Source organism: Maricaulis sp. (assembly GCF_048270095.1).
GTDB lineage: Bacteria > Pseudomonadota > Alphaproteobacteria > Caulobacterales > Maricaulaceae > Maricaulis.
In genome coordinates this window covers 26,965-42,074 of sequence record NZ_JBLWTL010000003.1, presented here as the reverse complement: position 1 = coordinate 42,074, position 15,110 = coordinate 26,965, and the positions used below count along the sequence as shown (strand labels likewise).

10 protein-coding genes are annotated in these 15,110 nt (G+C 64.7%); 2 read left to right on the top strand and 8 right to left on the bottom strand.

Going from position 1 to position 15,110, the window contains the following annotated elements:
• Positions 1 to 61: 61 nt before the first annotated feature.
• Both ACN0YJ_RS03110 and ACN0YJ_RS03105 read left to right on the top strand, forming a co-directional pair.
• Positions 62 to 916 (top strand): SDR family NAD(P)-dependent oxidoreductase, encoded by an 855-nt coding sequence (locus ACN0YJ_RS03110; RefSeq protein WP_417495310.1) that lies wholly within the window; start codon positions 62 to 64, stop codon positions 914 to 916.
• Positions 913 to 1,875, top strand: a complete 963-nt coding sequence (locus ACN0YJ_RS03105; RefSeq protein WP_417495309.1) for an alpha/beta fold hydrolase — start codon at positions 913 to 915, stop codon at positions 1,873 to 1,875. Before ACN0YJ_RS03110 ends, ACN0YJ_RS03105 begins: the two co-directional genes overlap by 4 nt.
• A gap of 3 nt (positions 1,876 to 1,878) precedes the next feature.
• Here the strand turns inward: ACN0YJ_RS03105 and ACN0YJ_RS03100 are convergent, their stop codons facing one another.
• The 8 genes from ACN0YJ_RS03100 to ACN0YJ_RS03065 form a co-directional block, all read right to left on the bottom strand.
• Positions 1,879 to 2,859 (bottom strand): D-Ala-D-Ala carboxypeptidase family metallohydrolase, encoded by a 981-nt coding sequence (locus ACN0YJ_RS03100; protein ID WP_417495308.1) that lies wholly within the window; start codon positions 2,857 to 2,859, stop codon positions 1,879 to 1,881.
• 5 nt (positions 2,860 to 2,864) lie between these two features.
• Positions 2,865 to 4,445 (bottom strand): L,D-transpeptidase family protein, encoded by a 1,581-nt coding sequence (locus ACN0YJ_RS03095; protein WP_417495307.1) that lies wholly within the window; start codon positions 4,443 to 4,445, stop codon positions 2,865 to 2,867.
• Positions 4,446 to 4,549: 104 nt separating this feature from the next.
• Complete coding sequence (locus ACN0YJ_RS03090) at positions 4,550 to 5,533, bottom strand: D-Ala-D-Ala carboxypeptidase family metallohydrolase (RefSeq protein WP_417495306.1); 984 nt, start codon at positions 5,531 to 5,533, stop codon at positions 4,550 to 4,552.
• Between the two features lie 4 nt (positions 5,534 to 5,537).
• On the bottom strand, positions 5,538 to 7,184 hold the full coding sequence (locus tag ACN0YJ_RS03085) for a L,D-transpeptidase family protein (protein ID WP_417495305.1): 1,647 nt from the start codon (positions 7,182 to 7,184) through the stop codon (positions 5,538 to 5,540).
• Positions 7,185 to 7,186: 2 nt separating this feature from the next.
• Positions 7,187 to 8,164: a zinc transporter ZntB gene (locus ACN0YJ_RS03080; RefSeq protein ID WP_417476860.1), complete on the bottom strand. Its 978-nt coding sequence runs from the start codon at positions 8,162 to 8,164 to the stop codon at positions 7,187 to 7,189.
• The gene (locus ACN0YJ_RS03075) at positions 8,154 to 9,134 is read right to left on the bottom strand and encodes a mechanosensitive ion channel family protein (RefSeq protein WP_417495304.1); all 981 of its coding nucleotides are present in this window, start codon (positions 9,132 to 9,134) and stop codon (positions 8,154 to 8,156) included. Before ACN0YJ_RS03075 ends, ACN0YJ_RS03080 begins: the two co-directional genes overlap by 11 nt.
• 122 nt (positions 9,135 to 9,256) lie before the next feature.
• The gene (locus ACN0YJ_RS03070; protein WP_417495303.1) at positions 9,257 to 13,312 is read right to left on the bottom strand and encodes a translocation/assembly module TamB domain-containing protein; all 4,056 of its coding nucleotides are present in this window, start codon (positions 13,310 to 13,312) and stop codon (positions 9,257 to 9,259) included.
• Positions 13,312 to 15,024: an autotransporter assembly complex protein TamA gene (locus ACN0YJ_RS03065; protein WP_417495302.1), complete on the bottom strand. Its 1,713-nt coding sequence runs from the start codon at positions 15,022 to 15,024 to the stop codon at positions 13,312 to 13,314. The genes ACN0YJ_RS03070 and ACN0YJ_RS03065 overlap by 1 nt, the downstream gene beginning before the upstream one ends.
• Positions 15,025 to 15,110: the final 86 nt, after the last annotated feature.

Sequence of the window (15,110 nt, the reverse complement as noted above, 5' to 3'; positions counted from 1 at the left end):
ATACTTGGGCAAGTATTCGCGATCTGTCCGGATCGTGACGACCCCAGCCTCAGGAGTGCCCATGCCTGCCCAGTTCGACTTCGCTGACCGCACGGCGGTTGTCACGGGAGCGGCCAGTGGCATCGGCGCTGCTCTGGCCCACGGCCTGGCCGCACGCGGCTGCCGTCTGGCGCTGGCGGATATCGATCATGAGGGCCTCGACCGGGTCGCCGCGTCCACCGGGATCGCTGCCGACCGGATCAGCCTGCATCATCTCGACGTGTCCGACGCTCAGGCAATAGCCGCTTTCCCCGACGCGGTGCGGCTGGCGCATGGCGGCGCGGCGCTCTTGTTCAATAATGCCGGTGTCGCGGTCGGCGGCCGGTTCGAAGATGTGTCTGAGGCGGATTTCGACTGGCTGATGTCGATCAATTTCTGGGGCGTGGTGCGCATGACGCGGGCTTTCCTGCCCATGTTGCGGGAACCCGATCAAGCCCAGATCACCAATATTTCCAGCCTGTTCGGCCTGGTCGCCCCGGCGGGCCAGACCGCCTATAGCGCCAGCAAGTTTGCAGTTCGCGGTTTCTCCGACTCGCTGCGGCACGAGCTGGCTGGCACTTCAGTTGGCGTCACCACCGTGCATCCCGGCGGTATCCGGACATCAATCGCGAAGAATGCCCGTCACGCGGCCAATGCGGACCCGGCGGAGCTGGCCCGGGGCCAGGAAGCCTTCGACAAATTCCTCGTCATGCCGCCGGAGCAGGCGGCTGCAATCATCTTGCGCGGCGTAGCCCGGCGCCGCCCGCGCGTTTTGGTCGGCCGTGATGCCCATTTCATGGCGCTGGTCGAGCGCCTCCTGCCGGCCCATTACTGGAGCCTGGTTGGCCGCAATGCGAGCGCCGAACAACCGGCCGTGGAACGAGGAACAGGCTCATGACTTCAATTCTCTTGATGGTTCTTGGCGGGTTGGTTCTGGTCATCCTTGCGGCCATGGCCGGGCTCAGCATCTGGTCGCACATGGTGGCGCGCCGGGTTGAAGCCGCGATCCCGCCTGCGGGTGAGATTGCGACGGTGACGGGCGGCAAGATCCACTATCTCGACCAGGGCGAGGGCCGTCCGATCGTGATGATTCACGGGCTCGCCGGGCATTTGCAGAATTTCACCCATTCGACCACGGACGCCTTGAAGGATGATTTCCGCGTCATCGCACTGGACCGCCCCGGCAGTGGCTATTCAGCCCGCGACAGCGATGAGCAGGCCCGTATTCCGGAACAGGCGCGGATGATCGCCGAGTTTCTCGCGGCAAAGGGTATCGAAAAACCCCTGATCGTCGGTCATTCGCTGGGCGGTGCCGTGGCCCTGACGCTGGCACTGAACCATCCGGATTCGATCTCGGGCATTGCCTTGATCGCGCCCCTCGCCAAACTCCCCGAAGAGGGTGCCAAGGCCTTCAACGCGCTTAAGATCGCCAGTCCGCTGATACGGCGTCTGGTCGGCGAAACGCTGGCGGTTCCGATGTCGATCCGCACCGGTGATGCGACGTTGCGCCTCGTTTTCGGCCCCAATGAAGCGCCCGCCGATTTCCGCCTGCGTGGCGGCGGGCTGCTGGGATTGCGTCCGCGTGCCTTCGTAACAGCGTCGACCGATTATGCCGCGGTCGGGCTCGATATGCCGGCACTGACGGCGCGCTTCTCCGAGATCAAGATGCCGGCCGGCGTCATCTATGGCGATAGCGACCGCATCCTTGACGCGACCATCAATCTGGACGCCCTGCGGAGCAGCATCCCGCAGCTTGATGCCGAAGTCCTGCCGGGCATCGGTCACATGGTTCAGATCAACAGGCCGGCCGAGACCAAAGCCTTTATCCGGCGGATGGCGGCCAAGAGCTTTGGCTAGCGTCTAGCGGCCCCACTGCACATTCCATCCGCGTTCATCGACATGGACGTAGGGGCCGTGCCAGGCATTGGGCGCATATTCGCCCAAACCGCCAGCCAGTCCGGCGAAAAGCGGATTGTCGGCCAGGGATTCGACGAGATCGAACAGGGCGGCGGCGTCGCGGCGGTCATGCACGCCATCGCCATTGAGATCATCCATCACCTCATCGCCATCGACATCGATATAGATGTCGGCGGCACCGCCATAGATATGGCGTGAATTCTCGCCATTGCCGAGATCGGCATTATAGGCGGGCGTGCGGTAGCCGCTCATGACGGTGAAACCGTCCGTGCGCCAGCCATGGCTGTTGGCCGCTTCCAATATGCGTTCGAGCTTGACCAGAAGGCGCTCGCTCAGGACGAGATATTGCGGGCCATCGGCTTCCTGCTTGCACAGGAATTGACCCAGCCGGAAGTGCGGCGAGACCGCTATTTCGCCCAGATCGCTATCGACTTCGAGGAAGAATTCCGGCGCGCGGTAATTCTCGTGGCCGCGGTAGGGCTCGCTGGGATAGCTGCCGAGATGATAGCCATTAATGCTATCGCCGTCCGCTGATCGCATCACGATCAGATTGAGGGTCATGACATGGCCCTCGCCATCCTCGAGGCTGACCCGTGACAGGCCGGGCTGCATGGGGGCTGTCCAGTCGAGCTCGGGTGAGGCGGCGCGCATCACCATGTCGTCGGTCCAGCTCAAGGGCCGGTCGGCGCGGATGCGCACCTGCTCGCCGGGGCGGGCGAAAATGGCGAAGGTTTCGTAATCGACGCTCAGTTCGTCGCGTATGGTCAGCGAGAAGGGCAGATGACCCGGTGCGAACCCGGCAGCCAGCGTGGCGGCCGGTGGCGGGGTCTGGTTCATCGGGCTTGGTGCGGCGAGCTCGGCCGCATGGACAGGGTTGGCAAGCCAAAGAGTGGCGATCAGCGCACTCCCGAAAATGGCGTTCAAGGACGCTACTCCAAAGGCGGCGGTGGTGAATCCAGCGCGGCGATTAACACGGCATCCCTGTCATATACGTCGTTCACGAAACGCACGCCAGTGTCTGAATCGAGCACCGCCGTCCAATACAGGATGTGGACCGGAATCGCGCGCGTCAGCGAAATCCGGGTTTCATCATTGCCGGCGGCGATTGACTGCAGACGGGCCGGTGTCATGCCAGGGCTCTCCGCCGCGACCCATTCGGCCAGGGCGAGCGGGTCACGCACCCGCACGCAGCCCGAAGAGAAGTCGCGTCGGGTCTGGGCGAACAAGCCGCGCGTCGGCGTATCGTGCAGATAGACATTATGCGGGTTGGGGAACATGAATTTGACTTCGCCGAGCGCATTCAGCGGCCCGGGCGCCTGACGCAGGCGATAGGGGAAATTATTGGCCGGAACACTGGCCCAGTCGATCGTTGCCGGATCGACGAGGGTGCCGGACCGGTCAATGACCTGAAAGCCCAGCCGCGTCACCGCACCCGGATCGGCCCGGAAGGCAGGCAGCTTGTCGCGTGCGGCCAGGCTGGGCGGGGTTTCCCACCAGGGGTTGATGACAAAATAGGTCATGCTGGCCGAGAAGACCGGCGTGCGCCGGTAGAGACGCCCGACGATGACGTCATGCGTGCGTTCGACCACGCCGTCATTGCGGGCTTCCAGCGAATAATCGGCGATATTGACGCGGATATGCCGGCGGCCGAGATCCTCGGGTAACCAGCGCCAGCGCTCCAGATTGGCCCGGATCTGCTCGACACGCTGGTCTGCACTTGTGTTGAGCTGGGCGACGGTCATGGCGCCCACAACACCATCCGCATCGAGACTGGCACGGTGCTGGAAGATGCGCACAGCCATATCAAGCGCCGGATCAAAATATTCCGGATCGGGCGGCAGCGTAGCCGGATCAGTCGGGGGCATCGCTGCGGCCAGATCGCCGGTTGCTCCCAGCCGGGCGCGGATCTGGGCGACGCGCGGGCCACGATCTCCCGGGCGCAGGGTCGGACCCGCGTCCACGCCAGGCCAGCCGCCCGCCGCGGCGATGGTTTCAAAACGTGTCAGTCCCGCGCGCAGCGCGTGATAGCCCGGCTGGTCCGGAGCCAGCGCTTCGAGGCTTTCGGCGATTGCATCATTGCCTAGGGCTGCCTGAAGATAGGCGACCAGATCACGGCCACGGCGTGCAGCGGTCCAGTCTGGTTCGATCGTTACCGGATTGAGGCGACCGGAGAGCAGATGCGCCGCCAGCGTCAGATAGGCGTCGGTCGCGACCTCATCGAGTTCAAGATCGGCCTGAAACGGGTCGGCCCCTTCGAGCAGGGCCAGGTGATAATCGGCCGGGTCGAGCCCGTGCGACGCGGCACCGCGGACGGCGGTAATGAGATCGGCATAGAGATGGGCGTTGGCTGGCCCGGTCCAGGCGAGGCTGAGCTCGCGGGCCTGATAGAAGCGCGTGCCGGTCTCGCAAGCGCGGCAATCATAATTCACCGTCATGGCGCTGGCGGGAAGCACGCCCATCAGGGGCGCGACCGCACAGGCCAGGGCAAGGCGTTTCAGCCGCTTCATCATGCAAGGCCTCATTGATCAGGGTCACAGAGCGATAACGCTCCGGGACGGTAGCCTGACTCATGAGGTCTTACAAAACCGGATGCGCGGCCTCTGCCCCGATCCGCCTAGCTGCGGCCCCAACGGGCGCGCCATCCGCGTTCATCGACATGGACGAAGGGGCCGTGCGCGGCATTGGGCGCATATTCGCCCAGGCCGCCAGCCAGCCCGGTGAAGACGGGGCTATCGGCCAGGGATTCGACCAGATCGAACAGGGCCGCTGCGTCGCTGCGGTCATGCACGCCATCGCCATTGAGATCATCCATCACACCATCGCCATTGGCATCAATGAAAATGTCCGCGGCGCCACCATAAATGTGGCGCGAATGGCGGCCATTGCCGAGTCCGGCATTATAGGCGGGGGTGCGGTAACCGCTCATCACAGTGAAAGTGTCCGCCTGCCAGCCGCGCTCATTGGCCGCTGCAAGAATGGCCTCAAGTTTGACCAGAAGCCGTTCGCTCAGCACCAGATACTGGTTGCCGTCGGCGGGCTGTTTGCAGAGAAACTGGCCGAGCCGGAAATGCGGCGATACGGCCAGATCCTCAAGCCCGTCCGTGACTTCGAGAAAGTTTTCCGGCGCCCGGTAATTCTCGTGGCCGCGATAGGGTTCCGACGGATAGCTCCCAAGCCGGTAGCCATTGATCGTCTCGCCATCGTCTGGTGCGTGCGACCGCATCACGACCAGATTGAGGGTCATGATATGGCCTTCGCCATCATCAAGCTGGACGGGCGTCAGGCCCGGTGTGACCGGCGCCGTCCAGTCGAGTTCGGTCGTTGCGGCCCGGCTGGTCTCGCCCTCCAGCCAGCTGAGTGGCCTGTCGGCGCGGATGCGGACCCGTTCGCCCGGCTGGGCAAATACGGCAAAGGTGTCCAGATCGACGACGAGGCCCTCACGCAGGGTGATCGCGAAAGGCAGACGCCCGGGCTCAAAGCCGGCCACGGGCGGGGCGGTCCGGTCGACGACCGGGTTGAGAAGCCTGGCGTGCGCGACCTGGGGCAAGACAGACACCAGGGCGGCACTCAACAGGGCTTTTCCGAGAAATTTTTTCATCAGACTACTCCATGGGCGATGGAGTAATCTCCAGCGCCGCAATCAACTCATCATCCTTTTGATATAGGTCTGCGATGAAGCGGATACCAGTCGACGGGTCGTGCACGGCTGTCCAGTAAAGGAGATAGACCGGGATCGGCTCGGCCAGAGGCAGGCGGGTCTCGGAATTTCCGGCGGCAATTTCGCGCAGCCCCTCCGGTGTCAGGTCCGGCGTTTCGGCGATCACCCAATCGGCCAGCTCGAACGGATCGCGTAGCCGGACGCAGCCCGATGAATAGCAACGCCGGTTATGCGCGAACAGTTCTCGATTGGAGGTGTCGTGCAGATAGACATTGTGCGGGTTGGGGAAGATCAGCTTGACCTCGCCCAGCGCGTTGAGCGGGCCGGGGGCCTGACGCAGCCGGTAGGGGAAGTCGCGCGCCGGCACGGTATTCCAGTCAATCAGTGCGGGATCAACCACATTGCCGTCACGGTCCAGCACCTGGAAGCCCAGCCGGGTAACCGCACCCGGGTCCCGGCGAAACAGCGGCAATTCATTGCGCACGGCGATGCTTCTGGGCGTCTCCCACCAGGGATTGACGACGATATAGGTCATCTCCGCCGAAAAGACCGGCGTCGGCCGGTAGCTGAGGCCGACGATGGCGTCGTGGCGGCGCTCGACCACGCCTTCAGTGCGGGCCTCAAGCGAGAAGTCCGGGATATTCACCCGGATATGCCGCCGGCCCATATCCGCGGGCAGCCAGCGATAACGTTCGAGATTGGCGCGGATCTGGGCGACGCGATGGTCCGCGCCCAGATTCAGCTCGTGCAGGGTCTGGCTGCCGACGCGGCCATCGACATCGAGCCGGCTGGCTTGCTGGAAAGCTTCGACGGCGGTTTGCAGGATTGCGTCGAAGACTTCCGGATCGGCGGGCTCGGCGCTGCTGGATTCTGGCGTGACCGGGTCGGCGACGTCGCTTGCCTGCTCGCCGGTTTCGGCGGGGATGGACAGCGGCACCAGATCGCTACTGGCCTCCAGCCGGGCCCTTAGCTGCGCGACCCGCGGACCGCGATCACCGGGCCGCAATTCCGGCCCCGCGTCGATCGGGGGCCAGCCGCCAGCCTGGACGATCGCCTCAAAGCGCGGCAGCGCGTTGCGCAAGGCTGTATAGCCCGGCTCGTCCGGCGCGAGGGCCTCGAGCCGGGCGGCGATGTCGCCATTGGCCCTGGCCAGGTCCAGCCAGGCGTGTAGATCGCGGGTGCGGCGCGGTGCTGTCCAGTCAGGTTCGAAGCGAAGCGGATCAAACCGGCCCGCCAGAAGGTGTCCGGCCAGGCTCAGAGCGGCACGCGTTGCGAGGGCATCGGTGGCGGGGTCGGACCGGATCGAATCGACGGCCTCCAGCTGGGCCAGAAAATAGTCTTGCGGGTTGAGCCCGTGACTGGATGATGCGCGGATCGCGGTGACCAGATCCTTCAGCAGGGCCGGTTCGGCGGCAGGGCCGGTCCAGACCGGAGTGGCGTCCGGTTGTTGCGCCCCGCTGGCCTCGTTCTGCACGGCCCCGACAGCGGGACCGGGGGCGGGATCGGGGGCGTGATCGGCGGCAGATTGCGCGATCACGGGCGAGCCGCCGATCATGAGGGCCAGGCCGGCCAACAACGCCCCCCATCTCATGCCTAGATCCATTTCATGTATTTGAAGGCCGCAATCTGCACGCCGCCAATGCCGAACAGGAGGGCGACGAAGAACCAGAAGGCGCTGAGATTGTCGGAGCCGGGAATGCCGCCGACATTAATGCCCAACAGGCCGGTCAGGAAGCCCAGCGGCAGGAAGATCGCGGCGATCACAGACAGCACGTAGAGATTCTTGTTCATGCGGTCGGCCAGGCCATTGGCCAGCTCATCCTTGACGATCTGGGCGCGCTCTCGAATCGTGTCGAGATCCTCGAGATAGCGGATCACGATATCGAGATTTTCCTGCAGGCGGCGCTTGTTCATTGCGTCGAGCCAGGGAAGTTCGGAGATGCGCAAATGCGCGATCACATCGCGCTGGGGCGCGATATAGCGGCGAAACATGATCGCCTGTTTGCGCAGGGCATTGATCGCCTGGCGGGCAGCCGGCGTCGGTGATTCCATCACCTCTTCCTCGACATCGTCGAGCCGTTCGTCCAATTCGGTCAGCACCGGTTCCATACGCTCAAACAGGCGCGCGGTGAGCATGGCGATGAAATCGGCAGCGTTCTTCGGACCCGTGCCCTCGGCCAGGCGCTCGCGCAAGTCGGAGACGGCCTTGAGCCGGCGCCGGCGCACGCTGATGATGCGGGAGCCGTCAATCCAGAGCCGGATCGAGACCATATCCTCCGGCTGGGCATCCTCATTGAGATTGACGCCGCGCAGGATCATCAGCGCACCTTGCTCGAACATCACCATGCGCGGCCGGGTTTCCTCGGCCAGCAGGGCGTCGATGATGATCGGGTCGAGATAGGTGATCTCGCGTTCGAGCCAGGCCCGTGCGCCGGGATGGCCGGCGTCGAGATGGACCCAGGCGAGCGCCTCGTCGCGGATCAGGCGCGAGACATCATCGCCGGACAGCACATCCCCGCGTCCGTCACCATTGATCGAGCAGGCGTGCAGAATGCCGAATTCATTGGGCATTGATGGCCTCCTTCAGGGCGGCCGCATTCTTGATATGCAGATCACGTTGCGGGAAGGGAATCTCGATGCCGTTATCGCGGAATTTGTGCCAGATCGCGAACATCACATCGCTCTGCGGCCGCCACCGCCCGGCGACGATATCCTCGACCCAGAAGGTCAGGATGAAGTCGATCGAGCTGTCACCGAAATTGCGCAGGAAGCATTGCGGCGCCGGGTCGCTCATGCACATGGCGTGCTCGGTGGCGGCTTCCAGGATCAGGTTATGCGCCAGCTCCAGATCACAGCCATAGGCCACGCCGACACTGATCTCGACCCGGGCCTTGCTGGTCGAGAGGGTCCAGTTGGTCACCCGATTGGTGATGAAATCCTCGTTCGGCACCAGGACTTCCTTGCCGTCGAGGGTCTCGAGCAGGGTGTAGCGCGCCCTCGATTTGCGCACAAAACCGGTCACCCCGTCGGGCAATTCGATCAGATCATCGATATCGACCGAACGTTCCAGCAGCAGGATCAGGCCGGAGATGAAGTTGGAGGCGATCGTCTGCAGGCCAAAGCCGATGCCAATGCCGACCGCGCCGCTGAACACGGTCAGCGTCGTCAGATTGAGGCCGAGCACGTCCATCGAGATCAGGATGGCGATGATATAAATCGCGATCTGAAAGATTTTCGAGACGAGTGTCCGCGTCGTCGGGTGTAGTTTCGAAAGTCCGCGAACCCGGTGTTGAACCAGATCGGCAATCGCCGCCGTGACCCAGAAAATCAGCACCAGCAGGACCAGGGCGCGCAGGGCATCATAGGGGCTGACATGGAATTCGCCGGCCCGGAAGGTCAGCGCCTCGGTATCGAGATACTGGCTGACAATGGCCAGATGTCCGGTGACGCCGGCGATCACAATGCCGAGCAGGCTGATGAAGATCAGCCAGCGGGCCCAGGGCCCCTCTGGCTTGATGATATGCTTCCAGAAATCACCCATTCCAGCCCACCCGTTCTGCTACCCGTTGAGGGACCGGCAAGACCGCCGGGTCGTCATCTCGCTGCCTACTCTGCCACGGCTGGTGGTGCAAGGCGACCGCCCGGCCGCGCAGCGTCAAACGTTCAATAATCGCGGCGCCAGCGGATCGCGACCGACGCTTCAGTATCAGCGCTCAGGCGGGAAAGAATGCTGAGCTGCGGCGTCAGTGTCCACTCGACGCTGGCCGTGCTCAGCGCGGCGGCGCCGGCGCTCTCGACCTCGACATAGAAATCATTGCCAAATCGCCGCCCGCTGGTGACGGTCAGGCCACCATTGGCGTCCGATCCGATATCGAGCCGGTCGACGCCGACCAGTTCGCGGAAACGGCCGACGAAGCCGAATATGTCCTGCCCGGCCAGCTGCGCGGCGAGCTGAGCGGCTTCGAACGGGCCGAGTTGGCTGGCGGAGCGGTCGAACAGGAGGCGGGCAATAATCTCGTCATCGGGCAAGGTCGGCGTGCTGGTCAGGGTCACGCTTGGCGACATCAGCGGGCCGGCGACCGCGACATCGGCCTCGAAGTCGTCGCGCTGATAATGTGCCAGCAGGGAGACGCGCGCATCGGCCGGCGAGCCGTTGAACACGACCTCACCGGATTCCAGCGTGAAGCGCCGGCTGAAGACGGTTGCCGAGCCGCGCACCAGGTTGGCTGTTCCGGTCAGGGTCGGCTTCCTGGCCTGCCCGGTAATGCGGATATCGGCACGCCATTCCGTGTTGAAACCGGAGGAGTTGAAATAGATCTGGTCGGTGGCGTAGACCCGGTAGTCCAGCTGAACCGGCAATCGGGCCCGTGAAGCGCGGATCTGGTTCTTGGGCAGGTTCAGCTCGACGACCTCGATTTGCGGTATGGCGGCGACACCATTGGCCGGGGGCTGGACGTAGACCCGGTCGAGACGGGTTTCGCCAGCGACGAGCAAGCCGTCCTCACCCAGGGTCAGGCGGGTCTGGCCCGTCATGCGGGCCGTCAGGTCGGGGCGCCGGGTTGCGGTGAAATTCTCGAAATTGAACTCGGCCTCGCCGCGTGGCCCCTGGGCCGTGACGACACCGGAGGCGGTGGCGTGCATCTGGCCGGTCGAGCCGTCACCGGCGGTAAAGCTCTCCAGCTCGATCCGGCTATTGTGCAGGTTTGCCAGAAGCTGGATGTCGAGAATATCCGTGCCGCTCTCGGCGGCGTTGAAACGCCCGTCATGCAGCGCAATCGAGCCGTCGATCTGCGGTGCGCTGCGGGTCCCCGAAATCGCCAGATTGATGTCGGCATCGCCGGCGAGTGTGGTGCCGATCGGCAGCAGCAGGGACGTCAGGGACTGGATTTCACCGCTGGCCTCGATGCTACCGGTGATGACCGCGTCTGCCCCGTCGAGGATTGCCAGCAATCCCGTTGTCGTGCCCTGGCGGGTCAGGACGCTGCGCGCGCGCAATCCGCCCCCGGTCGCCAGACTCTCGATCCGGGCATCCTCGCCGAGGGTGAGGCGGTTTTCGATCCGCAATTCCGGAGCGTCGGCCAGCGAGGCCGCCGTCAGACCGCTTGCCACCAGCTCGGCATTGCCGCGCCAGATGCCGCCGGTCTGGTGCAGGGCTGAGCTGGCATCGATCATGCCGTCCACCGCCGGTAGTCCCGCCAGATCGACCATCAAGGCGATCGGCAAGCGGCTGACCTGAACATCCAGCTGTGCCTGTCCGGTGCTCTCTTGCCATTGCGCGCCGAGCTCACCGCCGCCGAATTCAATCCGCCCGCCCAGCGAGCGATCCTCGCCCGCGATCACAGCGAGGATAGGCTCCACCGTTGACCAGGCATTGGTACCGAGATGGCCGGCCGGGCGTAATTCAGCACGCATCCCGGCTTCGTCGAGGCTGATCATGCCGGTGGCATTCAGGTCGAAGGGTACGCCGGCAAGCCCCGACAGCTCGGCTTCCAGGGCGAGGCCGGCCATCGGCCCGCTCAACGAAACCTGGGCATCGGTCAGTACAACACTGCCGGCGACCAGGTCCCGGACGCCCAGCCGGGCATCGAAATCACCATCCAGCAAAGCCTCGAGAGCGGCATTGTATTCCACCGAGAGTGACCAGCGCGCCTGGGTGCCGGCCAGCAGGCTGAGTTGCAGCCGGTCTTGCTCGATCCTGGCATCGGCTTCGATCACCGACGGGCCGAACTGACTGTCGCGCACTGCCAGTGTCCAGTCCGCACCGTCCTGCTCGGCCGCGCCGGCCAGCAAGAGCTCACGGGCGTCATAACGGCCGGCGAGTGTCCAGTCGGCGGACAGATTGCCGTCATCATACTCGGCATTGAGTGCCAGACGCGGGGCGTTGAAGCGGGTCTCGCCCAACACGATGGCTTCGGTAGCCGTGACCGTGCGCGCGGTGACCAGGCCAGCCACCGAATTGAGTTCGAAGCCTGTCGCCAGACCGCCGGAGAAGCTTAGCGCCACGCCTTCCAGTGCGCCGGAAAATGCCAGATCGCCGCTGGCTTGCCAGTCGTCGCCGGAGCTACCCTGCGCCTGGGCCTCGAGCGACAGCCGCGTTGAGCTGAGCGACAGGGCCGGAACGCGCCAGCCAGCCTCTTCCAGGCGCAGCGTGGCCGTCACGCTCAAGGCTTCGACCAGGCTGGCAAGGCGGGCATCGGTCTCGATCTCGCTGCCATCCACCACCAGCTGGATTTCATTGGCGCCGGTCGTGGTCATGACGGCGGAAACCGGGCCGCTGGCGCGGTCGGTCAGAAGGCCAAGATCGTCGAGCCTCGCGTGGGCGTTGAGCGCAATCCGGTCGCTGCCCGGGCCATAGACCCCGTCAGCATCGACCAGGATATGCGCGCCCAGGAGTCGCGAACCGGTCAGCTGATAGCGGCCTGCGTCGAGATCGGCCGCCAGATCGAAGGTCAGTGTGGCCTGTTCGCCGACCAGATCATTGAGGGTGCGCTCGCCCAATGCCGGACCGGACAGGGCGAGCTGGGCCGCGACGTCCAGCTGCCCCGAACTATAACGCAGCTGCAAGGGGCCGCCGATCGCACCGATTTGCGCTTCGCCGGCGGTCAGCTGTTCGATGGCCAGTGCGCCGTTCAAGCCGTAGCCTTCAATCAAATCGACATTACCCTCGAAACGGAGGGAGTCGGCACTGACCTCGCCGCCGGATAATTGCGCCAGGGCTCCGCCACTCGTCTGCAGGACAAGATCCCAGCTCCGCGCAGCATTGAGCGCCAGGTCGATCTCAAGCGTATCGGCACGCAGCTGTGCGTTGCGCACGCCGAATTTCGAGACGGAACCGCTGGCGCTCATCCGCCCGCGCGACAGGATGGGGGCCAGGGGCTCGGGCAGGCCGGTCCAGTTTCCGGGCTCAACGGCGCTGTCGAGCTGCCAGGCATTATCGGCCCAGGCCAGCTGGCCATTGGCCAGTTCGCGGCCGGTAATCCGGACGCTGAAATCGCCGCTGCCGGACTGTCCGTCGCCGGACAGGTCCGCGGCAATCTCGATCTGCTCTTCGGGCATTTGGGCCAGCACGGCCAGCGGCCCGCCGGGCGCACCGGAGGCGGTGAAATGGCCGTCTATCCGGCCATCCGCAAAGATTTCAAGCCGGCCGTCAATGGCATCACCCGGCGCATCCAGACGGCGGATGGAGATTGAAGCCTGTCCCGGTGCGCCGCCCTGCAATTGCATATCACCACGCGCTTGCAGGCGCGCGGCCGGGCCGGCCAGGCCCTCGGCCAGATCGAGCTGGTCGATCCGCGCCTCGGTCAGGATGAATTCCGGCAAGCCGCTGCCGGACCCTTGATCAGCCCGGTCCGGCAGATCAGGGCGCCGTGCGACCATGACCCGTTCGGTTGCAAGCAGATCAACCCGGACCGGTCCATTGACCAGGAAGAGTGGCTGCCAGCGCACCACGATGGATTCGGCCTCCAGCCAGACGCCGGCCGTATCGGTCAGGACGATACGGTCGATGGAGAACTCTGACAGGAGATCGCCGCGCAGACCTTCGATCTGCACCTGCCCGATCGAGCCGATTTCCTGTCCGTCAACGAAGGACCGGACCAGCCAGCGGCCGGGCCCGTGGCTCAAGGCGAGGATCGCTCCGGTCGCCAGAATCACCAGCAGGCCGAGGCCCAGTGCCAAGGCCTGCAGAAGCCCGCGCCAGGGAATGTTCCGCACCGCCATCAAAATGCCTGTCCGAGGCTGAAATATATCTGCAAGGCGGCATCATCGGAGCGGCGGTCAAGCGGGGTGGCGATGTCGAAACGGACCGGCGCGAAATCAAAATAATAGCGGACACCCACTCCGACGGCCGAGCGGAATTCGGCAAAGTCCGGCGTTGATGCGGTCGAGGCCGTACCGGAATCGAGAAATGCGACAGCGCCCCAACGCTCCCGCGCGCGCCAGCGCAACTCGAGGCTGGTTTCCGTTACCGACAGGCCGCCGAATGGCGAACCATCACTGCCGAGCGGGCTGAGCGACTGATAGCTATAACCCCGCACCGAGCCGCCGCCACCGGCATAGAGGCGCAAATCCGCCGGCAGGCTCTCCGCCGAAGTGCCCAGAACGGTCCCGATCCGCACGCGCGCCGCGGCGACAAGGTCATCGGAGAGCCGGTAATAGCTGCTGGCCCGCGCTTCAACGCCAACATAACGCGTCTCGACATCGCCGAAGGTCGCGGCCGGCGAGATCTGCAACCGGGCGCGCAGGCCCTCGTCCGGATCAAGCGGATTATTGCGCGTGTCGTAGGCGGCACTCAAGTCGAGGGCCAGCGTATTGGCATCCCGCGGACCGGTCGTATCGGTCACTTGCGAAATATCGAGCCGGGTGCCCGCACCATATTCGAGATGACCGGCCCGGCGTGTCACCCCGGCGGTCACCAGGAGCCCGGTCTGATCGAACGCATCGGTCTCCTGGGATTGCACGCCGGCACTGAACAGCAATGTCTGCTGGTAGCGGCGCCAATGTGGCAGGGTCAGCGTCGCGCCGAGCCCTTGCTGCAGGGTGGCGATGCTCGCCTCCACGGTGAGGGTTTCGTCACCGAGAAACATGTTGCGCCGCGTCCAGTCGAAATTGGCACCGGCACCTTCGCTCGTCGCAAAGCTCAATGAGGCTTCGATACTGTGGCGTGAGGCGGGCGTCAGTTCCACACGGACCGGCCGTTCGCTCGTCGCGGGATCGGCTTCACCGAGCATGACCTGGGAGGTGCGCACGCTGGTCAGCGCATCCAGCCGGCGCTGGTATTCCAGGATTTGCGTGCGGCTGGCTGTCGCGCCACGGGTCAGTGGTGACAGGGCGGCAATGAAACCGGGCCTCCAATTGTCACCGTCCAGCTCAAACGGGCCATAAACCGAATAGGGCCCGGTATCATAGACAAACTGCACAATCGCTGTGTTGGTGGCATGATCGACCCTGACCTGGCGATCTCCGCTCTCGGCGCTGGGCCAGCCGGCATCCTGCAGGGCTGCGAGCCCGAGCGCATCGCTGGCAATGACGTCGGCCGCGCGCAACGGAGCGTCGCGGCTCAAGGTGATGGCGGCGCGAGCGAGGGGCGCCGCTTCGGTGTCGGGTGTGGTGACGGCGTCGATTGTCGCAATCCGCACGCGGGGGCCCAGTGTGATGTGGATGACAGCCTGCGAGTTGTCGTCGAGGCGCGGATCGACTTGCGCCCGGTAATAGCCTTCGGATCTGAGCAGGCGCCGCGCCCGGTCCGCGGCTGTGCGCGCCTGGCGCATCGGCCCGTCTGCAGGGTTTTCGCTCTCCGCCCGCGCTCCGACCGCCGCCTGCAATGCGTCCCGCAGCACCGGGTCCGCAATGCCTTCAATCATTGCGAGCGGCGCCGCGAAAGCGGGACCGCAGGCCATAAGAACGGCAAGTGAGACGATGAGGGACTTCAAGCGGGGCCACCTTCCTGCGGACGCTGTGTCATATAGGCATGCGGGCGAGTTCCGTCATAGTTTCTCTGCATCTTGGCGCCGGCATG